The organism is Streptomyces sp. NPDC059452, from assembly GCF_042750035.1.
GTDB lineage: Bacteria > Actinomycetota > Actinomycetes > Streptomycetales > Streptomycetaceae > Streptomyces.
The window spans coordinates 184,164-206,891 of the sequence record NZ_JBHYVE010000015.1 but is presented as its reverse complement, the minus strand read 5'-3'; the positions used below and the strand labels follow the sequence as shown (position 1 = coordinate 206,891).

Below are 22,728 nucleotides of genomic sequence, written 5' to 3'. Positions count from 1 at the left end.
AGACTTCCTCCACACCTACAACCACCACCGCAGCCACACCGCACTCGGCGGCCAACCACCCATCACCCGCGTCAACAACCCTGCGGGTCAATACATCTAGGGCCTGTCGTACGGGGACTCGCCCACAGGGGAACTCCTCAGGCATCCGCCCGATGCCCCCGGACCGCCTTACTCCCCAGCATGAGCCGCACAGAGCGCAGGTGCGGAGCATGAGGCGGAGGGGACGGCGGCGGTATGGGCGATTCGGCGGTGGGGCGGGTCCTGCGGGACCGGACGGCCGGGCGGTGTCTGGCGGGGGTGGTCGTCTCCGGGTTCGGTACGTCGGCGCTGTGGCTCGCGGCCGGGATCTGGGTCAAGTCGCTGACCGGCTCGAACAGTCTGGCGGCCCTGACCGTGTTCGCGATGTGGGCCCCGGTGCTGGCGGGGCCCGCGCTCGGCGCCCTCGCGGACCGGCTCCCCCGCAAGGCGCTGCTGGTCCGGGTCAACCTGGCGCTGGCCTGCCTGCTGGCCTCGCTGCTGCTGGTCGACTCCGTACGGAGCGTCTGGCTGGTCTTCGTGGTGCTGGTGCTCTACGGGACGGCCGGTGTCCTGCTCGACGCGGCGGAGTCGGCGCTCGTGGCGCGGGCGGTGGAGCCCCGGCTGCTGGCGGACTTCAACGGGCTGCGGATGACGGCCAACGAGGGCATGAAGCTGGTCGCCCCGCTGGCGGGCGCGGGGCTGTACGCCCGGTTCGGCGGCCCGGCGGTGGCCCTGCTGGACGCGGTCACCTGTCTGCTGGCCGCCCTGCTCTTCGCCCGGCTTCCGGTACGGGAGCCACCCCGGGCCCCGGCGGGGGCGCGGCGCGGTGAACTCGGCGCCGGGCTGCGGCGGATCGGCGGATCGGCGGTGCTGCGCCCGCTGGTGGCGGCCGGGGCGGTGACGATGCTGGTGGCGGGGGTGAACGGGGCGGTGATGTACGCGTACGTGGACGACGTGCTCGGGCGGGCGCCGGCGTACGCGGGGGTGCTGTACGCGGTCTAGGGCGCCGGTTCGGTGGCGGTGGGCCTGCTGGCGGGGCCGCTGCTGCGCCGGCTGCCGGAGCGGGCGTTCGCGGCGGGCGGGATGGCGGTGTTCGGGCTGGCGGTGGGGGCGCGGGCGCTGCCGCAGGAGGCGGTGGGCCTGGCGGCGAGCGCGGCGATCGGGTTCGGGCTGCCGTGTGTGCTGGTCGCGGCGGTGACGGCGGTGCAGCGGGAGACCCCGGATACGGTGCTGGGCCGGACGGTGGCGACGGCGGGCTCCCTGATGGCGGCCCCCAACGCGGTGGCCCTGGCGCTGGGGGCGGCGCTCGTGGCGGTGGTGGACGTCCGGGTACTGACGGCGGTGGGCGGGGCGGTGGGGGTGGCGGCCGCGGGGGCGCTGGGGTGGGGGTGGCGGCGCGCCGGGGGCGCCGGGGGTCGCAGGGCCGACGGGGCCGACGGGCGGTCGTAAATCCGGGCGACACGGAAACGGCCGGACGGGCAGGATACGAACATGCCGAGACCTTCCGGATTCCAGTACGAACAGCACGGTGACCAGAGCGTCACCATCACCCACCACGGCCGCCCGGCGGGCACCCTGCGCGGCGGCCGGGCCGAGAAGTTCCTGGCCGAGGCGGAGTCGGGCGACGCCCAGTTGGTGATGGCGCGCTGGACCGGCGCGTACAAGCACGGCAACGAACGCGCCGCCCGCAACCACCCGCGCAACCGCCGCTGAGAATGTTCCGACGGCCGCAAAGGTAAGGGAACGGCAAAGCCGGGTCGTTCGTTACTCCGTGCATGACCGCAATGACCCCCGGCTCGAACATCCCTCTCTCCGCCGTCCGTGTGGCGGTGGACGTCGCCGCTCCGGTGCGGCTCGACGTCTCGGGCCTGCTGCTCACCGCCGACGGCAAGGTGCGCTCCGACGACGACTTCATCTTCTACAACCAGCCCTCGGGCCCCGGTGTGACCTACCGCTCCGGCGGCGGCTCCGCGCCCGACGCCATCGTGGTGGACACCACCGCGGTCCCGCCGGGCATCGAGAAGATCGTCGTCACCGCGAGCCCCGACGCGGCGGGCCAGACCTTCCAGGGCGTCGAGCCCACCGCCACCGTGCGCAACGCCGACGACGGCAGTGCGCTCGCCACCTTCACCCCGCCCCAGCTGGGCAGCGAGACGGCGCTCGTGGTCATCGAGATCTACCTGCGCAACGGCGCCTGGAAGGCCCGCGCGGTCGGCCAGGGTTACGCGAACGGGCTGGCCGGGATCGCCACGGACTTCGGCGTCTCGGTGGAGGAGCCCGCCGCCCCGCCGGCCCCGGCGGCGGCCGTCCCCGCGGCCCCCGTCGACCCGCGGATCGCGCCCCCGGTCCCCGCCGCTCCCCCGGCACCGCCCGCCGCCCCGCCCGCGGCCGCCGGGAAGATCAACCTGGACAAGGGCCGGGTCAGCCTCCAGAAGAACCAGACCGTCTCCCTGGTCAAGGGCGGCGCCCCGCTGCTCTCGCAGGTCAAGATGGGCCTCGGCTGGGAGCCCGCGTTCCGGGGCAAGGACATCGACCTGGACGCCTCGGTCATCGCGTACGGCCCCCAGCGCAACCACCTGGACAGCTGCTACTTCGGCAAGCTCACCATCCTGAACGGCGCGATCAAACACTCCGGCGACAACCTCACGGGCGAGGGCGCGGGGGACGACGAGGTGATCGTCGTGGACCTGGGCCGCATCCCGGCCGAGGCGACGGGCCTGGTCTTCACGGTGAACTCGTTCACCGGCCAGAAGTTCAACGAGGTCGCCAAGGCCTACTGCCGGCTGATCGACGCGCGCACCGACGAGGAGCTGGTCCGGTTCGACCTGACCGGGGCGGAGCCGCAGACCGGCGTCATCATGGCCAAGCTCATCAAGCAGTTCACCGGTGAGTGGGAGATGACGGCCATGGGCGAGTTCGTGAAGTCACGCACCGTACGGGGCATGGTGAAGCCCGCCGCCAAGTCCCTCTGACTCTCCGGGGGCCCGGTGGATCCGGGCCCCAACGGCATCCGGGGCACCTGAAGTGATTCAGGTGCCCCGGATCCGGAGAAGACGGTCGCTGCTCGTGCTCGTGCGGTGTCTCAGAGCTTGGTCAGCTTGGAGTACGGGCTCAGGATCCTCCCCTGTCGCCCCGAGAAGTCGATGAGGACTGCGTCGTTGTCGCCCTCGACAGCAAGGATTCTGCCGAGCCCGAACTGGTCGTGCGACACCCTGTCGCCCACATCGAAGCATTCGACCGGTGGGGCCTCCTGGGCCGGGCGGTTGAAGGGACTGGAAGGCAGGTGACGCCGGGATCCGGCTGACTGTTTCATTAAGTCGAGTATGCGCCCTGTGAAGGCCCGGCGCCATGCCCGTTTGCCGCCCGGGCCCCAGAAGTGCCGGATTCGTGACCCGCGCTCACCAGGGCCAGTCAGCGCTCACCCCCGCCTCCAGCAGCGGAACCATGCGGAACGCGGCGTCGGAAAGCCCCCCGAACGTGTGGCGGTTTCCGTCGCCGGACGGGGCGTGGCCGAGCCGGTATCCGGCCAGGTTCCAGGTGTAGACCGGCACCGTGTCCGGAACGCCCCGGCTCACATCGCCACGGAAGGTGTACGCGGCCTGCTCGTCGGTGACGATGAGCACCCGGTCATGGCCCCGGTAGTGGCGCTCCACCGCCCGTACGGTGTTGGTGCCGCCCAGGTTGCCGAAGCGCTCCAGGACCCTGAGCACGGACTCGCCCGTGCGGTACGGCACGGGCGCGCTGGCCGTGCCGAACTCCACCAGGTCCGCGTCGGCGGCGCGCAACGCGAGGGCGGCGCCGAAGACGGCGGCGGCGTCCGCCCGGTTCAGCTGCGAGCGCTCGGAGAGCGGGGACCACATGGAGCCCGAGCGGTCGACCAGGACCAGGGTGCGGCCGGGCAGCGCCGGGACCTGGCCCAGGGAGTGGCCGAGAGCCTGCTCCAGGGGGTGGGCCCAGCGCAGCGAGGGCGCGTGCCGGTAGGCGGCGAGGTAGCGGAAGGGGAACTGCCGGGACGCGGCGACGGCCTCCGGATCGCTGATACGCGCGGCGGCACGCGCCGCGACCTCGTCGCTCACCCCGGCCTCGTCGAAGTTCCGGAGGTTGCGGACGAGCGCCATCGTCCCCATGGACGGGATGACCGCCTCCCAGGCCTCCGCGTCCATCGGCCCCTGCAGCCAGCCCGCCAGCGCCTCCCAGGTCATCCCTGCCCCGGCCAGCCGCTCGGCACCGCCGGGCCCGGTGACGACCGCGCGACGCTCGGCGACCGGCAGCTCCATGAGGGCCCGGTGGGCGGTCAGGGTGCGGTCGCCGACGGGCGGCACGGCGCTCTCGGGCCGGTGCCTGCGGTCCAGCGCGTACCGGAACAGCTCGCCCTGCCAGGGCTTGGCCGGGTCGGGCGCGGCGTGCACCAGGTTGAGGACGTCACCGAAGCGGAAGCCCTTGGAGACGGTGTCGTACTTCAGCAGCGCCCGCCCGGTGTAGAGACGGCGTACGGCATCGGCGACGCCCCGCTTGAGGGGCTTGGGCAGGGCGCGGCCGTAGCGGGAGGTCCAGTAGCCGAGCAGCTCGCCCGGTTCGTCGGCACGCAGCAGTACGGAGTCGATGACCTGCCGGTTCGCCGGTCCCTCGGCGCACCCCGCGTCCAGCCGCGCCTTCACGTACTCCGCGCCGCCGACCAGCGAGGCGGTCCGCAGCTGCCCGTCGCGGCGCAGCCAGTGGAGGAGCCCCGCGGTCCAGGCGGGGTCCTCGACGGCGAGGCGGCGCACGAGGGCGGCGAACCGGGTGTCGCGCTCCTCGCCGCCCTCGTAGAAGGTGTCCTGCGCCACGAAGTTGGCGACGGCGAGAAGGAAGAGCTCGGAACGGGCATCGCGCACGCGCCCGGTGCCGCCCTGGTGGTTGGCCGCGAGCGCGCCGGTCGTGGTGACGGGCGAGGTCGGGCCGGGGAGGGCGGAACGGAGCCGGCTGATGCGCTGGTTGAAACGAGCCATGAGAATTCCCCCGAATTCCTGATTCCGATCCTGATTCCGGGGGAGCGCGGCGGCGGAACGGGGTGCCCGAGATCTGAGCCCACGAAGGCCCGGTCGACGACGGAGAACAGTCCGATGCTCTGCCCACTTGAGCTACCGGCCGGAGCCGGGCGGGACTCGAACCCGCAACCGTCGGATCCAGGAAGTATCCGTCGTCTGCGCACCGGGCACCCCGGCGCTCGCGCCTCCCGAGATCAACAGTGGCTGCGGCGTATCTCTTGAAAGGAAGGAGCCGCGGCCTTCGCACCGGGAGGTGCATGTCCATGACCCTAGGGACCGGTGTCCGCGTACGCGAGGGAATTTCGGAGGGAACGGGCAACGGGAAGCGTGGACACCTGCTTTGTCGGAGCAGATGTCCACGCCTGCGCTACGCTCCTCAGCCCCCCGCGCGCGACCGGGCCTTGAACGCGGCCTTGCGGGCGTCCTTCGCGGCCTTCTTGTCGCTGTGCAGGCGGCCCATGGCCTCCAGGACGTCGGCGGTGGCCGGGTGGTCGACGCGCCAGACCTCGTCGAAGAAGCCGCTGTGCTGGGCGGAGAGGCCCTCGATCAGGCCCTGGAGCTCGTCGAGTTCGCCGTCCGCGTCCAGTTGGGCGGCGATGGTGTCGATGGCCAGCCAGAAGATCATGGCCTCCGGCGGGGCCGGGACGTCGGCCGCGCCGCGCTCCGCGAGCCAGACCCGGGCCAGGCCGCCGAGCTCCTGGTCGCCGAGGACGGCGCGTACGGCCGGTTCGGCCTCCTCACCGGTCAGGGCGAGCGCCTGCTGGCAGTGGAGGCGGCGCAGCGGTGCCCCCTCGTCCGTGCCGCGCGCCGCCGCCAGCAGCTCGGCCGCCGCCGCGACCGCCCCCTGGGGGCCGCGCCCGGCGAGCCAGAGCTGGATCTCGGCGCGGGCGGCGGGCTCCGGGTAGTACGCGATGCCGTCGAGGAGGGCATCGGCCCCCTTGCCCGCGAGGTCGCCGACGGCGGGGGCGTCCACCCCGGCCTCCAGCATCCGGGCCCGGATGCCGTAGAGGCCCAGCGGTGTCAGCTTGACCATGCCGTACCGGGTGACGTCCTCCTCGTCGGCGGAACCGGCCGGTCCGGCACCGTCCGCCGCCTCGCCCTCCTCGACCATCAGCGCCTCGTCCACCGGCTGGTACTCGACGATCCCGATGGGCTCCAGGAGCCGGAACTGGTCGTCGAGGCGCATCATCGCCTCCGACACCTGCTCCAGGATGTCGTCGGTGGGCTCGCCCATGTCGTCGGGGACGATCATCGACGCGGCGAGGGCGGGCAACGGCACCGGGCCGTCGCCCGCGCCGTTGTCCGCGAGGGTGAGCAGATAGAGGTTGCCGAGGACCCCGTCGAGGAATTCGGCCTCCGCCTCCGGGTCCCAGTCCAGGGCGTCGAAGTCGATCGAGCCGTCCTCGCCGACGAGGTCCGCGAAGTCGTCCAGGACGGGCGCGGTGGCGTCGGCGTGCACGGCCTCCAAGCCGTCGAGCCAGATGGACAGGACGTCCTGCGGGGAGCCGGTGGTGAGCAGCGACAGGTTCTCGCCCGCGGTGACGGTCCCCTCGGTCTCGTCGTCCTCCTCCTCGCCCTCGGGGTCCGTGACGTCGAGGAGACCGGTGTCCACGGCGAGCCGCCAGGCCTCGCTCGCGTACGCGGCACCGTCCTCGTCGGCGGAGAGGCCCAGGTGCTCGGCGGCCGCCGGAAGCTGCGCCTCCACGAGCTCGCCACCGGCTCCGACCCGCGCGTCGGGCCCCGCCCAGCGGGCCAGCCGGACGGCGCGGACGAACAGCGGTGCGGCGAGCGCGTCCCGCGCCAGTTCGGCCTCGGAGTGCAGCCGCACCGGCGGCAGGATGGGACGCTCTGCGGACATCGGGGGTTCTCCTCGGTGCGTGCTCGGGGGCGTACGGAGTGCGGACGCGGTTCAGCCGCCCAAGCCTAGACGCAATTCGCCGCATGCCACCCGGTTCGGGCGACCGACCGCCACCGTTCACCGGGGGTACGCCGACAACTCCGCCGGAGCACAAGGCGGTTACCGCACTCCACCCCCGCGCTTCACCCCGCCCGCATGCTGAGGGCGGGCGTGTAGCGGTTCACGCCTCCACCGGTCATGCCCGGGTACTTCTGGACGCGTTCCCACAGTGGTGTCGGGGAACCGATCCCCTCACCGGGGGTGGCGAGGGCGGCGATGTGGTGCTCGGCGCTCTCCCACTCGGCGTAGTTGAGGACCCGGGTGCCGTCGGTGCTGACGTGGAAGTGCGCGGCGATGCCGCCCTCGGCCTTGTGGAGGTCGTCGCCGAGCGCCTCGAACACCGCGTCCACCCAGTCCCGTTGGCGGGCCGGGTCGGGCCCGTCGAACTCCACGTCGACGATCACGACGGAGCCGGGTTCGCGGGTGTCGCCCTCGGCCCGGGGTCCGGAGCGGTAGAGCTCGTACGTGTGGAGCGCGAGGCGTTCGATGCCGGGTACGGCGGCGTCGATCTCGGCGTTGCGGGCGTCCCGGCCCTCCCGTACGAAGTCCTGGTAGGCCCGCTCGCCGGTCCACTGGGAGTAGTGCAGCAGGGTCGCCCCGTCCTCGCCCACGTAGACGCTGTAGGAGAGCAGCCCGGGGTGTGGCCAGTCCCGGCTCCCCCAGACCTTCCGGATGGCCTCGACGGCCTCCCGCTGCCGCTCCGGCGTACCGACGTTCCAGGTACTGGCCTTGGCGATCCCGGCGTCGGTGCGGGCCGGGTCGGGACGGTCGGTGAAGTGCACGGTCATGGCGGTGCTCCCCTCTCACGCGCGCCGGTCGGTGCGCTGTGACCACCACCCTCACGCCTCAACCACACTTGAGGTCAACCTCGGTACTGTTCAGTAACCCTTCGCGGTCCGGGCAAGCAGATCTAAGTGGACCTTCACGGTTCCCGGGGCCGACACTGCGGACATGACCACCACCGCACCTCGCCCCTTCGGCCGCACGCTCTGCGCCATGATCACCCCGTTCACCGCCACCGGAGCCCTGGACCTCGACGCCGCCCGCGCCCACGCCGCGCACCTGGTGGCCGAGGGGTGCGACGGGCTGGTGCTCAGCGGGACCACCGGGGAGTCGCCCACCACCTCGGACGCGGAGAAGTCGGACCTGCTGCGGGCGGTCCGGGCGGAGGTCGGCGACGGGGTGCCGCTGCTCTCCGGCGTCGGCAGCGCGGACACCGCGCACAGCGTGCGCCTCGCGCGGGAGGCCGAGGAGGCGGGTGCGGACGGGCTGCTGGTGGTGCCCCCGTACTACAGCCGCCCGCCGCAGGCCGCCGTGGAGGCGTACTTCCTGCGGATCGCCGGGGCAACCGGCGTACCGCTGATGCTGTACGACATCCCCGGCCGCACCGGCGTCCGGATCGAGCCGGAGACCCTGCTGCGGCTGGCGGACCATCCGCGGATCGTCGCGGTGAAGGACTGCGCGTACGACCTGCTCGGCTCGACGAAGGTGCTGGCGCGGAGCCCGCTGGCGTACTACTCGGGGTGCGAGGAGCTGAACCTGCCGCTGTACGCGCTGGGCGGCGCGGGCTATGTCAGCACCGTCGCCAACGTGGCACCGCGTCAGATGCGGGCGCCGCTCGACGCGTTCGACGCGGGGCGCACCGACGAGGCGGCCCGGCTCAACGGGCTGACGGTCCGCCTGGCCGAGCTGATGATGGCGGGCGGGCTGCCCGGCACCGTCACCGCGAAGGCCCTGCTGGACGCGGGCCCGGTCCGGGAACCGCTGCAGCCCGCCGGCCGCGAGGCGGTCGACGGGCTGCGTGCGGCGTACGAGGAGCTCCTCGCGGCCTGAGATCAGTTGTGGGCGTGCAGGACCTCGTTCAGGCCGCCCCACACCGCGTTGTTCGGCCGGGCCTCGACGGTGCCGGTGACCGAGTTGCGGCGGAAGAGGATGTTGGAGGCGCCGGAGAGCTCACGGGCCTTGACGACCTGGCCGTCCGGCAGCGTGACGCGCGTACCGGCCGTGACGTACAGCCCGGCCTCCACGACGCACTCGTCGCCGAGCGCGATCCCCACGCCCGCCTCCGCGCCGATCAGGCAGCGCTCACCGATGACGATGCGGACGTTGCCGCCGCCGGAGAGGGTGCCCATGGTGGAGGCGCCGCCGCCGATGTCGGAGCCGTCGCCGACGACGACGCCCGCCGAGATGCGGCCCTCGACCATGGAGGTGCCGAGCGTGCCCGCGTTGAAGTTGACGAAGCCCTCGTGCATGACGGTGGTCCCGGCGGCGAGGTGCGCGCCGAGCCGGACCCGGTCGGCGTCCGCGATCCGTACGCCCTTGGGGGCCACGTAGTCCGTCATGCGCGGGAACTTGTCGACCGAGGTCACCTGGAGGTGCAGCCCCTCGGCGCGGGCGTTGAGGCGGACCCGCTCCAGGTCGTCGACCGCGACCGGGCCGAGCGAGGTCCAGGCGACGTTGGCGAGCAGCCCGAAGAGGCCGTCGAGGTTCTGGCCGTGCGGCTGGACGAGCCGGTGCGAGAGCAGGTGCAGGCGCAGGTACGCGTCGTGCGCGTCGAGCGGCTTGTCCTCCAGCGAGGAGATGACCGTGGAGACGGCGACGACCTCGACCCCGCGCCGGGCGTCCACGCCGATGGCCTTGGCGGCACCCTCGCCGAGGCGGCCCGCGGCCTCGTCCGGGGTGAGCCGCGTCGTACCGGCCGGGCCGGGCTCGGGGTTGAGCTCGGGGGCGGGGAACCAGGTGTCGAGGACGGTGCCGTCACCGGCGACGGTGGCGAGGCCGGCGGCGACGGCGCCGGTGGTACGGGAAGTGGCCTGGGAAGTCGTGTCGGTCATGGACAGAAACCTAACCGGCCGGGGCCCGCGCGGGCGAACCGGTCTCAGCTTCCGGCCGCCCCGCGGCTGCCGCCGTTCCGGGCGGCGGGGTGACCCGCGCTCCTCAGGCCCGGCCGTCCACGACCCGGGCCAGCATCTCGCGGGTGTAGTCCGCGTCGAAGGCGGAGCCGGTCAGCAGCACCTGGAGGCAGACGCCCTCCAGCAGGGCGACGAGGGCCCGCGCGGTGGCCGGGTCGGTGCGGGTGGACAGCGTCTCCACCGCCGACTCGGCCCACTCGGCGGCCACGGGGCGCAGGACCGGGCGGCGCAGGGCCGCGAGATACAGCTCGTACTCCAGCTCGATCGCACCCCGGTCGCCCGCGAACCACTCCTCCAGCACCTGGGTCAGCTGATCGGCGAGAAGCGCCCCCGGCCCGCCACCGGCACCAGCCCCGTCCTCAACGCCCGGCCCGCCCCCAGCGGGCCGGGCGGCGCATTCGGCGGGCTGCGCGGCGAAGGCCTCGCTGTCGCGCAGCGCGCGGGCGAAGTTCTCGTTGGAGCGGCGCAGGGCGGCGGTCAGCAGCTCGTCGAGTGAGCCGAAGTGGTACGTGGTCGAGCCGAGCGGCACATCCGCCTCGGCGGCCACGGTGCGGTGGCTGAGCCCGGCTATGCCGTCGGCCGCGATCACCCGCAGCGCCGCGTCGATGATCCGCGTCCGCCGCTCGGGGTCGTACCGGCGGGCCATCAGTGTGCCCCTCCCAGATTGAGCACGACGACCCCGACGACGATCAGACCGACCCCCACGATCTTGACCAGGCTGCTGGACTCCCCCATGAACAGGATGCCGATGAGGGCCACGGCCGCGGTGCCGACGCCCGCCCAGATCGCGTACGCGGTGCCCACGGAGAGGGTCTTGAGGGTCTGCGCGAGCAGGGTGAAGGCGATGAGATAGCCCACCGCCGTGCCGATCGAGGGCCAGAGCCGGGTGAAGCCCTCGCTGTACTTCATGGCCGTCGTCCCGGCCACCTCCGCCGCGATCGCCGCGGCCAGCAGTCCGTATGCGTATCCCATGCGTACGAGTGTACGCATCGTTGCGTACGACTGTACATATCATCGGCCCACGTCAAGGGCGTTACGGTGTCCCGACCGACGACGGAACGGCCCGGCAGCACGGGCGGACGACAAACCGGAGACACCAGTGGCGCAGGATGCAGGGTGGGGCGGTGCCCCGCACGGGGGCGCACCCCACGACGGGGGCCCCTTCCACGGGGGAGCACAGTGGCCGGGTGGCGGCTGGAACGGCGGCTGGGCGCCACCGAAGCCGGGGGTGATACCCCTGGCGCCGCTGGGGCTCTCGGAGATACTCGGCGGCGCCTTCACGACGATCGGGCGCCACTGGAAGGTGCTGGTCGGGATGGCCCTGGCACTCTTCGGCGGGGCGACGGTCCTGCTGGGCATCGGCCTGCTCACCGTCATCTCCACCGTCGCGGCCGACTGGGACCACCTGACGTCGCCCGGCACCCCCGACCCGGAGCGACTGGCGTCGCTGGGCATCACGTTCGGCTTCCTGGCGGTCGCCGCCGTCATCGCCTATCTGCTGGCATCGGCCGTCGTCCAGGCGTCGGTCCCGGTGGTCCTCCAGGAGGCCGTCCTGGGCCGCCCGATCCGCTTCGGCACCGTCTGGCGCCGCGCCTGGTCACGGGTCTGGTCCATGATCGGCACGCTGGTCCTGATGGCGCTGGTCGCCGCCGTCCCCGTCCTCCTCTTCCTGGTCGCCTTCATCGCGATGCTGGCCTCGTACAGTGGCTCGGGCTCCGCCACGCTGATCTGGCTGAGCGTCCTCGGCTGGCTGGCCACCATCCCGGTGGCACTCTGGCTCTGGGTGAAGTTCTCCCTGGCCCCGACCATCGTGGTCTTCGAGAAGCAGGGCCCGGTCGCGGCCCTGCGCCGCTCGGCCCAGCTGGTGCGCGACGACTGGTGGCGTGTCTTCGGCATCACGCTGCTCGCCCATGTGATGGCGGCCGTGGCCGGCTATCTGATCCAGATGCTGTTCCAGATGATCGGCGTGATCCCGGGCATGATGAGCGCCCCCAGCCTGGGATCCCAGCCCAGCGGCGGGGAGATCCTCGCCATGTTCGGCAGCCTCATCGTGCTGACCCTGATCAGCCAGCTGGTGGCCCAGCTGTTCTCGGCGGTCTTCCCGCCGCTGGTGACCGGCCTGGTGTACGTGGACCGCCGGATACGCACGGAGAACCTGGGCCCGGTCCTGGCCGCGGCCGCGGCGGAGCAGCCCCTGCCCGAGCAGTACGGGCCGCCGCCGGGCGCGCCCGCGTAGCGCTCGGGCTCAGTCCGTCAGCGTCCGCTTGGGGCGCAGTACACAGAACTCGTTGCCCTCGGGATCGGCCAGAACCACCCAGGTGGCGTCCGTCCCCTGCCCGACGTCCAGCCGCCGTGCGCCGAGCGCGATGATCCGCTCGACCTCGGCGTCCTGGTCGTCGGGGGTCAGATCGATGTGCAGCCGGTTCTTGACGGTCTTGCCCTCCGGCACGGGGAGGAAGCACATGCCCGGCAGCGCGGTCTCGTGGGCGCCGATGACGATCTCGTGCTCGTCCTCGAAGAGCACCTGCCACTCCAGTACCGCGCTCCAGAAGCGGGCCAGGAGCGGCAGGTCGTGGGCGTCTACGGCGAGGTGGTACAAGCGGACGGCCATGCCGGACAGTGTGCCCGGCGGACCCCTCCCCCGCACCCCGGAGCCAACGCGAACGGCCGTGCCCACCAGCAGGACTGGCGGGCACGGCCGTCGGACGTGGTGCTCGGGAGCGCGGGATCAGACGTTGAAGCCGAGCGCGCGCAGCTGCTCGCGCCCGTCGTCCGTGATCTTGTCCGGGCCCCACGGCGGCATCCAGACCCAGTTGATCCGGAGCTCGTTGACGATGCCGTCCGTGGCGGACTTCGCCTGGTCCTCGATGACGTCGGTCAGCGGGCAGGCCGCGGACGTCAGGGTCATGTCGAGGGTGGCGATGTTGGCGTCGTCGACGTGGATGCCGTAGATCAGGCCCAGGTTGACGACGTCGATGCCCAGCTCGGGGTCGACGACGTCGTACAGCGCCTCGCGGACCTCCTCCTCGGAGGCCGGCTTCATGGTCGCGGTCTCGTTCTCGCTCATGCGGTCTTCCCTTCGGACAGCGCCTTGGCCGTCGCGTCCTTCCACGCCATCCAGCTCAGCAGCGCGCACTTGACCCGGGCGGGGTACTTGGAGACACCGGCGAACGCGACCGCGTCCTCCAGCACCTCCTCCATCGCCTCGTCCGGCTCCAGCTGGCCCTTGGACTGCATCAGCTCCAGGAAGGCGGCCTGGATCTTCTGCGCCTCGGGCAGCTCCTTGCCGACGAGCAGCTCGTTCAGCACGGAGGCGCTGGCCTGGCTGATGGAGCAGCCCTGGCCCTCGTAGCTCACGTCGGCGATGGTCTCGCCGTCGTACTTCACCCGGAGCGTGATCTCGTCGCCGCACGTCGGGTTGACGTGGTGCACCTCGGCGTCGCCGTCCCGCAGGCCACGCCCGTGGGGGTGCTTGTAGTGGTCCAGGATCACTTCCTGGTACATCGAATCAAGCTTCACCAGTCAGCCCTCAGCCGAAGAAGTTCCGGACGTGCTCCAGCCCGTCCACCAGCGCGTCGACCTCGGCGGGCGTGGAGTACAGATAGAACGACGCACGCGTCGTCGCGGGAACTCCGTACCGCAGGCAGACCGGCCGCGCGCAGTGGTGGCCGACCCGGACGCAGATGCCCAGCTCGTCCAGGACCTGGCCCACGTCGTGCGGGTGGATGTCGCCGAGCGTGAAGGAGATCGCCGCACCGCGGTCCTCGGCCGTCGTCGGACCGATGATGCGCAGGTCCGGGACTTCCAGGAGGCGCTTCAGCGCGTACTCGGTGATCGCCTGCTCGTGCCGGTGGATGTTCTCCATGCCGATCGCCGAGAGGTAGTCCACGGCCGCGCCGAGGCCGACGGCCTGGGCGATCGGGGGCGTACCGGCCTCGAACTTGTGCGGCGCCGGGGCGTACGTCGACGAGTGCATCGACACGGTCTCGATCATCTCGCCGCCGCCGAGGAACGGCGGCAGGTCCTCCAGGAGCTCCTGCCGTCCCCAGAGCACGCCGATGCCGGTCGGGCCGACCATCTTGTGGCCGGTGAAGGCCACGAAGTCGGCCTGGAGCGCCTGCACGTCGAGCACCATGTGCGGGGCCGCCTGCGAGGCGTCGATGCAGACCAGCGCGCCGACCTGCTGGGCGCGGCGGATGATCTGCTCGACCGGGTTGACCGTGCCCAGGATGTTGGAGACCAGCGTGAAGGAGACGATCTTCGTCTTCTCGGTGATGATCTCGTCGATGTTCGACAGGTCCAGGCGGCCGTCGTCGGTGATGCCGAACCACTTCAGCTTCGCGCCCGTGCGCTGCGAGAGCAGCTGCCACGGCACGATGTTGGAGTGGTGCTCCATCTCCGTGGTGACGATCTCGGTGTCGCGGTCCACCCGGTAGGGCTCGTCGGCCCAGCCGAGCATGTTGGCCACGAGGTTGAGCGCCTCCGAGGCGTTCTTGGTGAAGATCACCTCGTTGCGGCTGGGTGCGTTGATGAAGGCCGCGACCTTGTCACGGGCGCCTTCGTACAGCGCGGTGGCCTCCTCGGCGATCGTGTAGACGCCTCGGTGCACGTTCGCGTTGTGGCGCTCGTAGTACGTGTTGAGCGCGTCGAGGACCTGGCGCGGCTTCTGCGAGGTCGCCGCGGAGTCCAGGTAGAGGATCTTCCGGCCGTCATGGACCGTGCGGTCCAGGATCGGGAAGTCCTTGCGGATCGCCTCGGTGTCGAGGAGGCCGGTGAGCCCCTGTCGGGCGTCAGTCACGCGGAAGCGCCACCCTTCGTGTATGCCTCGTAGCCCTCGTTCTCCAGCGTATCGGCGAGCTCGGCTCCACCGGAGGCCGCGATCCGGCCGTTGGCGAAGACGTGCACGAAGTCGGGCTGGATGTACTTCAGGATGCGGGTGTAGTGGGTGATCAGCAGGGTGCCGACCTCGCCGGTCGCGCGGACCCGGTTGACACCCTCGGAGACGGTCTTGAGCGCGTCGACGTCCAGGCCGGAGTCGGTCTCGTCCAGGACGGCGATCTTCGGCTTGAGGAGCTCCAGCTGAAGGATCTCGTGGCGCTTCTTCTCACCGCCGGAGAAGCCCTCGTTGACGTTGCGCTCGGCGAAGGACGGGTCCATCTGGAGCCCGGCCATCGTCTCCTTGACCTCCTTGACCCACGTACGCAGCTTGGGGGCCTCGCCGCGGACGGCGGTGGCGGAGGTGCGCAGGAAGTTGGAGACGGAGACACCGGGGATCTCGACCGGGTACTGCATGGCCAGGAAGAGGCCGGCGCGGGCGCGCTCGTCGACGGACATCTCCAGGACGTCCTCGCCGTCCAGGGTGACCGTACCGCCGGTGATCGTGTACTTGGGGTGACCCGCGAGCGAGTACGCGAGGGTGGACTTGCCGGACCCGTTGGGGCCCATGATGGCGTGGGTCTCGCCCTGCTTCACGGTCAGGTCGACGCCCTTGAGGATCGCCTTCGTGGCGTTGTCGGCCTCGACGGAGACGTGCAGGTCGCGGATTTCAAGCGTTGCCATGGGTGACTCAGGACTCCTGGGTGACGGAGACGAGCACATCGTCCCCTTCGATCTTGACGGGGTATACGGGGACGGGGCGCGTCGCGGGAAGACCGGACGGCTTTCCGGTGCGGAGGTCGAACGACGAGCCGTGCAGCCAGCACTCGATCGCGCAGTCCTCCACCTCGCCCTCCGAGAGCGACACGTTCGCGTGCGAGCAGATGTCGTTGATCGCGAACACCTCGCCCTCGGTGCGGACGACGGAGACCGGTGTGCCGTCGAGCTCCACCCGTTTCGGGGTGTCGTCCTCCAGCTCACTCAGCGCGCACGCCTTGACGAACGACATCAGACGGACGCCTTCAGCTCGGTCTCGATCTTGTCGAGCAGCCGGGCTTCCACGTCCGGCAGGCCGATCTGCTGGACCAGCTCGGCGAAGAAGCCGCGCACGACCAGGCGGCGGGCCTCCTCGGCCGGGATACCGCGGGACTGGAGGTAGAAGAGCTGCTCGTCGTCGAAGCGGCCGGTCGCCGAGGCGTGGCCGGCGCCGACGATCTCGCCGGTCTCGATCTCCAGGTTGGGTACGGAGTCGACCCGGGCGCCGTCCGTGAGGACGAGGTTCCGGTTCATCTCGTAGGTGTCGGTGCCCTCGGCCGCGGCCTGGATGAGGACGTCCCCGATCCAGACGGCGTGCGCGCCCTCACCCTGGAGTGCGCCCTTGTACACCGCGTTGGACTTGCAGTGCGGGGTGTTGTGGTCGACCAGGAGGCGGTGCTCCTGGTGCTGGCCCTGGTCGGTGAAGTACAGGCCGAAGAGCTCCGCCTCGCCGCCGGGGGCCGCGTAGGCCACGCGGGGGTGCAGCCGGACCAGGTCGCCGCCGAAGGTGACGACGATCGACTTGAAGGAGGCGTCGCGGCCGACCAGCGCGTTGTGCTGGCCGACGTGGACGGCCGTGTCGTCCCAGTCCTGGACGGAGACGACGGTCAGCTTGGCGCCGTCGCCCAGCACGTAGTCGACGTTGGCGGCGAGCACCGCGTCACCGGTGTGGTCGATGACGACGACGGCCTCGGCGAAGGGCTTCAGCTCGATGACCTGGTGGCCGTAGGCGGTGCCGCCCTCGCCGTGCACGGCGATCCGGATCGGCTCGGAGAGCACGGCCTCCTTGGCGACCGTGACGACCGATGCCTGCTCGAAGGAGCTGTACGCCTGCGCGGCGACCCGGTCCACCGGCGTACCGGCCTTGCCGAGCCGGGCGTCGTCGCGGCCGACGGTCTCGACGGTGACGCCCTCGGGCGCCTCCACCGCGACCTTCACGCCGCTGCCCGTGGCGACGGCGGTGCCGTCGTGCAGCCCGCGCAGCCGCTCCAGCGGAGTGAAGCGCCACTCCTCCTCACGGCCGTGCGGGACGGGGAAGTCCGCGACGTCGAAGGACGGGGGCGCGCTCATGCGCGTGGCGACGGTCGACTCGGCGGCCACCGCGATGGAGCCGGCGGTGGTGGAGCCCACCGGAGTGTTCTGAGCCTCAGCCATGGCTGTCGTAGTGCTCGCTTTCTCAGTCAAGAAGGGGGGTGGTTCGGTGGGGCGGGGACGGCCGCCGGGCGGCCGTCCCATGGGGTCCTCGCATCGAGGTCCTAGCCGACCGAACCCTCCATCTGCAGCTCGATCAGCCGGTTGAGCTCCAGGGCGTACTCCATGGGCAGCTCCTTCGCGATCGGCTCGACGAAGCCGCGCACGATCATCGCCATGGCCTCGAACTCGGTGAGTCCGCGGCTCATGAGGTAGAAGAGCTGGTCCTCGGAGACCTTGGAGACGGTCGCCTCGTGGCCCATCGACACGTCGTCCTCGCGGACGTCCACGTACGGGTAGGTGTCGGAGCGCGAGATCGTGTCGACCAGCAGAGCGTCGCAGAGCACGTTGGACTTCGCGCCCGGCGCGCCCTCGCCGATCTCGATCAGACCGCGGTAGGAGGTACGGCCGCCGCCTCGCGCCACCGACTTGGAGACGATGTTGGAGGAGGTGTTCGGCGCCATGTGGACCATCTTGGCGCCGGCGTCCTGGTGCTGGCCCTCGCCCGCGAAGGCGATGGAGAGCGTCTCGCCCTTGGCGTGCTCGCCCATCAGGTAGATGGCCGGGTACTTCATGGTCACCTTGGAGCCGATGTTGCCGTCGACCCACTCCATGGTCGCGCCCTCGTAGGCCACGGCCCGCTTGGTGACCAGGTTGTAGACGTTGTTCGACCAGTTCTGGATGGTCGTGTAGCGGCAGCGGCCGCCCTTCTTCACGATGATCTCGACCACGGCGCTGTGCAGCGAGTCCGAGGAGTAGATCGGGGCGGTGCAGCCCTCGACGTAGTGGACGTAGGCGTCCTCGTCGACGATGATCAGCGTCCGCTCGAACTGGCCCATGTTCTCCGTGTTGATACGGAAGTAGGCCTGGAGCGGGATCTCCACGTGGACGCCCTTGGGCACGTAGATGAACGAGCCGCCGGACCACACGGCCGAGTTCAGCGAGGCGAACTTGTTGTCACCGACGGGGATGACGGTGCCGAAGTACTCCTTGAAGAGCTCCGGGTGCTCCTTCAGCGCGGTGTCGGTGTCCATGAAGATGACACCCTGCGCCTCCAGCTCCTCGTTGATCTGGTGGTAGACGACCTCGGACTCGTACTGCGCGGCGACACCGGCGACGAGGCGCTGCTTCTCCGCCTCGGGGATGCCGAGCTTGTCGTACGTGTTCTTGATGTCCTCGGGCAGCTCCTCCCAGGAGGCCGCCTGCTTCTCCGTGGAGCGCACGAAGTACTTGATGTTGTCGAAGTCGATGCCCGACAGGTCGGAGCCCCAGTTCGGCATGGGCTTCTTGTCGAAGAGCTTGAGGCCCTTGAGCCGCAGCTTCAGCATCCACTCGGGCTCGTTCTTCTTCTCCGAGATGTCGCGGACGACAGCCTCGGAGAGGCCGCGCTTCGCCGCCGCGCCTGCCGCGTCGGAGTCGGCCCAGCCGAATTCGTACGTACCCAGGCCCTCGAGCTCAGGGTGGGCAGTCTCCGTGGGGAGCGTCATGCGGGGTTCCTCCCGGCCGTGCTTGCAGATGCTGAATGGGTGGTCTGTGGGGGTGCTGCGTGGCCGCTGCGCGGCACGTACGTCGTGCACACGCCGTCGCCGTGGGCGAGGGTGGCCAGACGCTGCACATGGGTCCCGAGGAGGCTGGAGAAGAATTCCGTCTCCGCCTCGCACAGCTGTGGGAACTGCTCGGCGACATGCGCTACCGGGCAGTGGTGCTGGCACAGCTGCTCGCCCTGCTGCGGGCCCGGCGCGCTTCGCGCCGTAGCAGCGTACCCGTCGGCGCTCAGGGCCCTGGCGAGGGCCTCCGTACGCTTCTCGGGAGCCGCGGCCTCCACAGCGGCGCGGTATGCCTCGCCCATCGCCGCCATCCGGGCGCGGGCGAAGGCGATGACCGCCTCGTCCCCGCCGGATTCGGCGATGAAGCGCAGGGCGTCCGCGGCCAGCTTGTCGTAGGACTGGTCGAAGGCGTCCCGGCCGCAGTCGGTCAGGGCGAACACCTTGGCGGGCCTGCCACGGGTCCGCGCCCCGTAGACCCGCTGTTCACGGGCTTCGACGACCCCGTCGGAGACGAGGGCGTCCAGGTGGCGGCGGACGGCGGCCTGGGTGAGGCCGAGGCGCCCCGCGAGGTCCGCGACGGTGGAGGGCCCGTGGTCCAGGATGGAGCGCGCGACCCGGTTGCGCGTCGAGCGCTCACCGGTCGCGAGTTCCTCCTGAGGAGCCCGTCCGTCGTATTTCACAACACCATTGTTGCGTAATTCATTCGGCCATGACAACCACGGTCCGGAACGATCTACGGTGTGGTTCGTCACTTAGGGTTACCTAATCTGGCCCCGGCAGAGGGCCTGTCGGACCCCCTGCCTAGACTTCCTTGCCATGGAGAACGAGCCCGTCGTACAGGTCAAGGGCCTGGTGAAGCGGTACGGCAGCAAGACCGCGGTGGACGGCCTCGATCTGGCGGTCGCGCCGGGCGCGGTGAGCGCCGTCCTCGGCCCGAACGGCGCCGGGAAGACCACCACGATCGAGACCTGCGAGGGCTACCGCCGCCCCGACGCCGGCACCGTACGCGTCCTCGGGCTCGACCCGGTCGCCGACGCCGAGCGGCTGCGCCCCCGGATCGGGGTCATGCTCCAGTCCGGCGGTGTCTACTCCGGCGCCCGCGCCGACGAGATGCTGCGCCACATGGCGAAGCTGCACGCCCACCCGCTGGACGTGGACGCGCTGATCGAGCGCCTCGGCCTCGGCTCCTGCGGCCGCACCGCCTACCGCCGGCTCTCCGGCGGCCAGCAGCAGCGCCTGGCCCTGGCCCTCGCGGTCGTCGGCCGGCCCGAGCTGGTCTTCCTGGACGAGCCGACCGCCGGGCTCGACCCGCAGGCCCGCCGCTCCACCTGGGACCTGGTGCGCGAGCTGCGCGCCGACGGGGTCTCCGTGGTGCTGACCACCCACTTCATGGACGAGGCCGAGGCGCTCGCCGACGACGTCGCCATCATCGACGCGGGCCGGGTCATCGCCCAGGGCTCCCCGGAGCAGCTCTGCCGGGGCGGCGCCGAGAACACCCTGCGCTTCACCGGCCGTACGGGGCTCGACCTCGGCTCCCTGGTCAAGGCGCTGCCCGACGGCTCCGGGGCCGCCGAACCGCTCCCGGGGACGTACCGCATCACCGGGAGCATCGACCCGCAGCTGCTGGCCACCGTCACCTCCTGGTGCGCACAGCACGGTGTGATGCCCGAGGGCATCTCGGTGGAGCGGCACACCCTGGAGGACGTCTTCCTCGAACTGACCGGCAAGGAGCTGCGCGCATGAGCGCCGGTACGTACACCCCGCGCCCCGGCGCCGCCCCGCTCCCCCGGATGATCGCCGCGCAGACCGCGCTGGAGACCCGGATGCTGCTGCGCAACGGCGAGCAACTGCTGCTGACGGTGATCATCCCGACGCTGCTGCTCGTGCTGTTCAGCGCGGTGGACATCGTGGACACCGGTTCGGGCGCGTCGGTCGACTTCCTGGCCCCGGGCATCCTGGCGCTGGCCGTGATGTCGACGGCGTTCACCGGCCAGGCCATCGCCACCGGCTTCGAGCGCCGCTACGGGGTCCTCAAGCGGCTCGGGGCCTCCCCGCTGCCGCGCTGGGCGCTGATGACGGCGAAGACGCTCTCGGTGCTGGTCACCGAGGTGCTCCAGGTGCTGCTGCTGACGGCGATCGCCTTCGCGCTGGGCTGGTCGCCGCAGGGCAACCCGCTCTCCGTGCTGCTGCTCCTGGTACTGGGGACCGCCGCGTTCTCCGGGCTCGGGCTGCTGATGGCCGGGACGCTGAAGGCCGAGGCGACGCTCGCCGCCGCCAACCTGGTCTTCCTGCTGCTGCTGGTCGGCGGCGGGGTCGTCGTGCCGCTGGACAAGTTCCCGGACGCCGTGCAGTCGGTGCTGGGGCTGCTGCCCATCTCGGCGCTCTCGGAGGGGCTGCGGGACGTCCTCCAGCACGGCGCGTCGCTGCCGTGGGCCCAGGCCGGGATCCTGGCCGTGTGGGCGGTGCTGGGGCTGGGCGCGGCGGCGAAGTTCTTCCGCTGGGAGTAGCGGACCACTCAGGGCAAGCCCGTACGAACACCCCCTCGTGAAAACGTGCACAAGCCACCTCCTACGATGGTCCGCGTGGAAACCCCCATCTCTGCCATCGCCAAGCGCTGGACGCCGTCCACCAAGGTGGTGAAGCGTGCCGCGCTCTCCGCCGTCATGATGAGCGTCTTCATCATCGTGACGGGAGGTGCCGTCCGGCTGACCGGTTCGGGCCTCGGCTGCGACACCTGGCCCAAGTGCACCGACGACAGCCTGTTCGCGACGCCCGAGCAGGGTCTGCACGGCGCGATCGAGTTCGGCAACCGGATGCTGACGTACGTCCTATCGGCCGCGGTCGGCTGGGCGATCATCGCGACCCGCTCGATGAAGCCGCGCCGCCGCAAGGTGACCCGGCTGGCCTGGTCACAGTTCTGGATCGTGCTGAGCAACGCCGTCCTCGGCGGCATCACCGTCTGGGCGGGGCTCAACCCGTGGACGGTGGCCGGGCACTTCCTGCTCGCCAACGCGCTGCTCGCGGTCACCGTGATCACCTGGGTCCGGATCGGCGAGGGCGACGGCACCGCGCGCCCCCGCACGCCCCTGCCGGTGCGCCGACTCGCCTGGGCGATCCTGGCGACCACCGTGGTCCTCATCGTGCTCGGCACCTCGGTGACCGGTTCCGGAAAGCACGCGGGCGACAGCAGCGACGTACCGCGCATGCCGTGGGACTGGGCGGCCGCCGCCCATGTGCACGCCATCTCCGCCTGGGTGGTCTGCGCGCTGGCCATCGCGATGTGGCTGGCCCTGCGAGTGGTCGACGCCCCCGCCGACACCCGGGCCCGCGCCCGTGACCTGCTGGTCGTGCTGCTCGCCCAGGGCGCGATCGGGTACGTGCAGTACTTCACCGACGTCCCGGAGATCCTGGTCGGCATCCACATGTTCGGCTCGGCCATCATGTGGATCGCCGTGATCCGCCTCGTGATGAGCATGCGCGAGCGCGGCGACGACGCGCCCGCCCCGCTGCCCGGCCCGTCCGCCGAGTCCGCCGAGCAGCAGCCCCGGCAGGCGTCCGCACAGGCGGTCTGAGGGGCCTCACACGTACGACGAAGGGGCGGCGGGCACACATGGCCCGCCGCCCCTTCGTCGTATGCGTGCTCAGCTGTCGTTGGAAGGCCCGCCGACCTGGATGCCCGCCATCCGCGACCACTCGTACGGCCCCGTACGGACCTTGAGGGCGAAGTCGCCGTCGAACTCCTCGTGCACCGTGATCCCGGCCTTCTCCACCGCGTTCTCGGCCACGGCGTAGGTCGGGGCCACCAGGTCGCCCCAGGCGCCGTCCTGGCCGACCAGGACGATGCGGGCGCCCGCCTCACCGATGTAGGCGAGCTGCCCCTCGGCGCCGCCGTGCTCCTTGGCGAAGGCCCCGATCTCGCGGGCCAGCTTCGCCGCCCTGCGCTCCGCGCGGGCCGCCTTCCAGGCGTCCGTCCGCGAGGTCTGCCCGGTGTCTGCTGCGTCTGCTGCCGTCTCTCCCATGAACAGGATGCTACCGACGAGTAGTTCGAACGGCGACGGGCGGGGGGGGGGGGGGGTGGGGCCGGACCCCCCCCGGGAGAACGGGGCGAGCGGGGGTAAGGGGGCCCCCCCCCCGCCCGGACAAAAAGGGGGAAGAAGGGGGTGGGC

24 protein-coding genes and 2 pseudogenes are annotated in these 22,728 nt (G+C 71.4%); 9 read left to right on the top strand and 17 right to left on the bottom strand.

Features of this window, described 5'->3' with window-relative positions:
- From ACFW9Z_RS21270 to ACFW9Z_RS21255, 4 genes and pseudogenes are all read left to right on the top strand, one after another.
- A pseudogene (locus ACFW9Z_RS21270) lies at positions 1-100 on the top strand (IS481 family transposase); the annotation flags it as partial.
- Positions 101-234: 134 nt separating this feature from the next.
- A pseudogene (locus ACFW9Z_RS21265) lies at positions 235-1,467 on the top strand (MFS transporter).
- Positions 1,468-1,509: 42 nt separating this feature from the next.
- Entirely contained in the window at positions 1,510-1,731 is a 222-nt protein-coding gene (locus ACFW9Z_RS21260) for a hypothetical protein (RefSeq protein ID WP_384643051.1), read from the top strand.
- A 62-nt stretch (positions 1,732-1,793) separates the two neighbouring features.
- Positions 1,794-2,990 (top strand): TerD family protein, encoded by a 1,197-nt coding sequence (locus tag ACFW9Z_RS21255; protein ID WP_384643048.1) that lies wholly within the window; start codon positions 1,794-1,796, stop codon positions 2,988-2,990.
- A 110-nt stretch (positions 2,991-3,100) separates the two neighbouring features.
- On the opposite strand, the gene ACFW9Z_RS21250 is transcribed toward ACFW9Z_RS21255, so the two are convergent.
- The 4 genes from ACFW9Z_RS21250 to ACFW9Z_RS21235 all read right to left on the bottom strand — a co-directional run bounded on the left by ACFW9Z_RS21250 (position 3,101) and on the right by ACFW9Z_RS21235 (position 7,790).
- A complete protein-coding gene (locus ACFW9Z_RS21250) occupies positions 3,101-3,331 on the bottom strand; it encodes a hypothetical protein (RefSeq protein ID WP_003969918.1) in 231 nt (76 codons plus the stop codon).
- 85 nt (positions 3,332-3,416) lie between these two features.
- On the bottom strand, positions 3,417-5,006 hold the full coding sequence (locus ACFW9Z_RS21245; protein ID WP_384643045.1) for a TROVE domain-containing protein: 1,590 nt from the start codon (positions 5,004-5,006) through the stop codon (positions 3,417-3,419).
- 415 nt (positions 5,007-5,421) lie between these two features.
- A complete protein-coding gene (locus ACFW9Z_RS21240; RefSeq protein ID WP_384643042.1) occupies positions 5,422-6,903 on the bottom strand; it encodes a hypothetical protein in 1,482 nt (493 codons plus the stop codon).
- Positions 6,904-7,085: 182 nt separating this feature from the next.
- Entirely contained in the window at positions 7,086-7,790 is a 705-nt protein-coding gene (locus ACFW9Z_RS21235; protein ID WP_384643039.1) for an antibiotic biosynthesis monooxygenase, read from the bottom strand.
- Positions 7,791-7,953: 163 nt separating this feature from the next.
- On the opposite strand from ACFW9Z_RS21235, the gene dapA reads away from it, so the two are divergent.
- Positions 7,954-8,835, top strand: a complete 882-nt coding sequence (dapA, locus tag ACFW9Z_RS21230) for a 4-hydroxy-tetrahydrodipicolinate synthase (protein WP_384643036.1) — start codon at positions 7,954-7,956, stop codon at positions 8,833-8,835.
- A gap of 2 nt (positions 8,836-8,837) precedes the next feature.
- On the opposite strand, the gene dapD is transcribed toward dapA, so the two are convergent.
- From dapD to ACFW9Z_RS21215, 3 genes are all read right to left on the bottom strand, one after another.
- Complete coding sequence (dapD, locus tag ACFW9Z_RS21225) at positions 8,838-9,836, bottom strand: 2,3,4,5-tetrahydropyridine-2,6-dicarboxylate N-succinyltransferase (RefSeq protein ID WP_384643033.1); 999 nt, start codon at positions 9,834-9,836, stop codon at positions 8,838-8,840.
- A gap of 103 nt (positions 9,837-9,939) precedes the next feature.
- Positions 9,940-10,560 carry a TetR/AcrR family transcriptional regulator gene (locus tag ACFW9Z_RS21220; protein ID WP_384643030.1) on the bottom strand — a complete coding sequence of 207 codons (621 nt, stop codon included), beginning with the start codon at positions 10,558-10,560 and terminating at the stop codon, positions 9,940-9,942.
- A complete protein-coding gene (locus tag ACFW9Z_RS21215) occupies positions 10,560-10,886 on the bottom strand; it encodes a multidrug efflux SMR transporter (RefSeq protein ID WP_018488143.1) in 327 nt (108 codons plus the stop codon). The genes ACFW9Z_RS21220 and ACFW9Z_RS21215 overlap by 1 nt, the downstream gene beginning before the upstream one ends.
- Positions 10,887-11,175: 289 nt before the next feature.
- On the opposite strand from ACFW9Z_RS21215, the gene ACFW9Z_RS21210 reads away from it, so the two are divergent.
- Positions 11,176-12,150, top strand: coding sequence for a hypothetical protein (locus tag ACFW9Z_RS21210; protein WP_384643075.1), 975 nt, complete (start codon positions 11,176-11,178; stop codon positions 12,148-12,150).
- Between the two features lie 9 nt (positions 12,151-12,159).
- Here the strand turns inward: ACFW9Z_RS21210 and ACFW9Z_RS21205 are convergent, their stop codons facing one another.
- The 9 genes from ACFW9Z_RS21205 to ACFW9Z_RS21165 all read right to left on the bottom strand — a co-directional run bounded on the left by ACFW9Z_RS21205 (position 12,160) and on the right by ACFW9Z_RS21165 (position 19,242).
- The gene (locus ACFW9Z_RS21205) at positions 12,160-12,525 is read right to left on the bottom strand and encodes a VOC family protein (RefSeq protein WP_384643027.1); all 366 of its coding nucleotides are present in this window, start codon (positions 12,523-12,525) and stop codon (positions 12,160-12,162) included.
- Between the two features lie 117 nt (positions 12,526-12,642).
- The gene (locus tag ACFW9Z_RS21200) at positions 12,643-12,981 is read right to left on the bottom strand and encodes a metal-sulfur cluster assembly factor (protein ID WP_015607822.1); all 339 of its coding nucleotides are present in this window, start codon (positions 12,979-12,981) and stop codon (positions 12,643-12,645) included.
- Positions 12,978-13,433 carry a Fe-S cluster assembly sulfur transfer protein SufU gene (gene sufU, locus ACFW9Z_RS21195; RefSeq protein ID WP_031125575.1) on the bottom strand — a complete coding sequence of 152 codons (456 nt, stop codon included), beginning with the start codon at positions 13,431-13,433 and terminating at the stop codon, positions 12,978-12,980. The genes ACFW9Z_RS21200 and sufU overlap by 4 nt, the downstream gene beginning before the upstream one ends.
- A gap of 10 nt (positions 13,434-13,443) precedes the next feature.
- Positions 13,444-14,712, bottom strand: a complete 1,269-nt coding sequence (locus tag ACFW9Z_RS21190; protein WP_384643023.1) for a cysteine desulfurase — start codon at positions 14,710-14,712, stop codon at positions 13,444-13,446.
- Positions 14,709-15,473: a Fe-S cluster assembly ATPase SufC gene (sufC, locus tag ACFW9Z_RS21185; RefSeq protein WP_384643020.1), complete on the bottom strand. Its 765-nt coding sequence runs from the start codon at positions 15,471-15,473 to the stop codon at positions 14,709-14,711. Before sufC ends, ACFW9Z_RS21190 begins: the two co-directional genes overlap by 4 nt.
- Positions 15,474-15,480: 7 nt before the next feature.
- The gene (locus tag ACFW9Z_RS21180; protein ID WP_003969893.1) at positions 15,481-15,798 is read right to left on the bottom strand and encodes a bifunctional 3-phenylpropionate/cinnamic acid dioxygenase ferredoxin subunit; all 318 of its coding nucleotides are present in this window, start codon (positions 15,796-15,798) and stop codon (positions 15,481-15,483) included.
- Complete coding sequence (gene sufD / locus ACFW9Z_RS21175) at positions 15,798-16,979, bottom strand: Fe-S cluster assembly protein SufD (RefSeq protein WP_384643017.1); 1,182 nt, start codon at positions 16,977-16,979, stop codon at positions 15,798-15,800. The genes ACFW9Z_RS21180 and sufD overlap by 1 nt, the downstream gene beginning before the upstream one ends.
- A gap of 101 nt (positions 16,980-17,080) precedes the next feature.
- Positions 17,081-18,502, bottom strand: coding sequence for a Fe-S cluster assembly protein SufB (gene sufB / locus ACFW9Z_RS21170; RefSeq protein ID WP_356376931.1), 1,422 nt, complete (start codon positions 18,500-18,502; stop codon positions 17,081-17,083).
- The gene (locus ACFW9Z_RS21165; protein WP_384643013.1) at positions 18,499-19,242 is read right to left on the bottom strand and encodes a helix-turn-helix transcriptional regulator; all 744 of its coding nucleotides are present in this window, start codon (positions 19,240-19,242) and stop codon (positions 18,499-18,501) included. The genes sufB and ACFW9Z_RS21165 overlap by 4 nt, the downstream gene beginning before the upstream one ends.
- A gap of 136 nt (positions 19,243-19,378) precedes the next feature.
- Here ACFW9Z_RS21165 and ACFW9Z_RS21160 point away from each other — a divergent pair, with 136 nt between their 5' ends.
- From ACFW9Z_RS21160 to ACFW9Z_RS21150, 3 genes are all read left to right on the top strand, one after another.
- On the top strand, positions 19,379-20,305 hold the full coding sequence (locus ACFW9Z_RS21160) for an ABC transporter ATP-binding protein (protein ID WP_384643010.1): 927 nt from the start codon (positions 19,379-19,381) through the stop codon (positions 20,303-20,305).
- Positions 20,302-21,069: an ABC transporter permease gene (locus ACFW9Z_RS21155; protein ID WP_384643007.1), complete on the top strand. Its 768-nt coding sequence runs from the start codon at positions 20,302-20,304 to the stop codon at positions 21,067-21,069. Before ACFW9Z_RS21160 ends, ACFW9Z_RS21155 begins: the two co-directional genes overlap by 4 nt.
- 66 nt (positions 21,070-21,135) lie before the next feature.
- Positions 21,136-22,134, top strand: coding sequence for a heme A synthase (locus tag ACFW9Z_RS21150; RefSeq protein WP_384643004.1), 999 nt, complete (start codon positions 21,136-21,138; stop codon positions 22,132-22,134).
- Between the two features lie 69 nt (positions 22,135-22,203).
- On the opposite strand, the gene ACFW9Z_RS21145 is transcribed toward ACFW9Z_RS21150, so the two are convergent.
- A complete protein-coding gene (locus ACFW9Z_RS21145; RefSeq protein ID WP_384643001.1) occupies positions 22,204-22,581 on the bottom strand; it encodes a hypothetical protein in 378 nt (125 codons plus the stop codon).
- Between the last annotated feature and the right edge of the window lie 147 nt (positions 22,582-22,728).

Coding starts and splice junctions, on each gene's coding strand:
- ACFW9Z_RS21260 (WP_384643051.1), top strand. CDS start 1,510: ATGCCGAGACCTTCCGGATTCCAGTACGAACAGCACGGTGACCAGAGC.
- ACFW9Z_RS21255 (WP_384643048.1), top strand. CDS start 1,794: ATGACCGCAATGACCCCCGGCTCGAACATCCCTCTCTCCGCCGTCCGT.
- ACFW9Z_RS21250 (WP_003969918.1), bottom strand. CDS start 3,331: ATGAAACAGTCAGCCGGATCCCGGCGTCACCTGCCTTCCAGTCCCTTC.
- ACFW9Z_RS21245 (WP_384643045.1), bottom strand. CDS start 5,006: ATGGCTCGTTTCAACCAGCGCATCAGCCGGCTCCGTTCCGCCCTCCCC.
- ACFW9Z_RS21240 (WP_384643042.1), bottom strand. CDS start 6,903: ATGTCCGCAGAGCGTCCCATCCTGCCGCCGGTGCGGCTGCACTCCGAG.
- ACFW9Z_RS21235 (WP_384643039.1), bottom strand. CDS start 7,790: ATGACCGTGCACTTCACCGACCGTCCCGACCCGGCCCGCACCGACGCC.
- dapA (WP_384643036.1), top strand. CDS start 7,954: ATGACCACCACCGCACCTCGCCCCTTCGGCCGCACGCTCTGCGCCATG.
- dapD (WP_384643033.1), bottom strand. CDS start 9,836: ATGACCGACACGACTTCCCAGGCCACTTCCCGTACCACCGGCGCCGTC.
- ACFW9Z_RS21220 (WP_384643030.1), bottom strand. CDS start 10,560: ATGGCCCGCCGGTACGACCCCGAGCGGCGGACGCGGATCATCGACGCG.
- ACFW9Z_RS21215 (WP_018488143.1), bottom strand. CDS start 10,886: ATGGGATACGCATACGGACTGCTGGCCGCGGCGATCGCGGCGGAGGTG.
- ACFW9Z_RS21205 (WP_384643027.1), bottom strand. CDS start 12,525: ATGGCCGTCCGCTTGTACCACCTCGCCGTAGACGCCCACGACCTGCCG.
- ACFW9Z_RS21200 (WP_015607822.1), bottom strand. CDS start 12,981: ATGAGCGAGAACGAGACCGCGACCATGAAGCCGGCCTCCGAGGAGGAG.
- sufC (WP_384643020.1), bottom strand. CDS start 15,473: ATGGCAACGCTTGAAATCCGCGACCTGCACGTCTCCGTCGAGGCCGAC.
- ACFW9Z_RS21180 (WP_003969893.1), bottom strand. CDS start 15,798: ATGTCGTTCGTCAAGGCGTGCGCGCTGAGTGAGCTGGAGGACGACACC.
- sufD (WP_384643017.1), bottom strand. CDS start 16,979: ATGGCTGAGGCTCAGAACACTCCGGTGGGCTCCACCACCGCCGGCTCC.
- sufB (WP_356376931.1), bottom strand. CDS start 18,502: ATGACGCTCCCCACGGAGACTGCCCACCCTGAGCTCGAGGGCCTGGGT.
- ACFW9Z_RS21160 (WP_384643010.1), top strand. CDS start 19,379: ATGGAGAACGAGCCCGTCGTACAGGTCAAGGGCCTGGTGAAGCGGTAC.
- ACFW9Z_RS21155 (WP_384643007.1), top strand. CDS start 20,302: ATGAGCGCCGGTACGTACACCCCGCGCCCCGGCGCCGCCCCGCTCCCC.
- ACFW9Z_RS21150 (WP_384643004.1), top strand. CDS start 21,136: ATGGTCCGCGTGGAAACCCCCATCTCTGCCATCGCCAAGCGCTGGACG.
- ACFW9Z_RS21145 (WP_384643001.1), bottom strand. CDS start 22,581: ATGGGAGAGACGGCAGCAGACGCAGCAGACACCGGGCAGACCTCGCGG.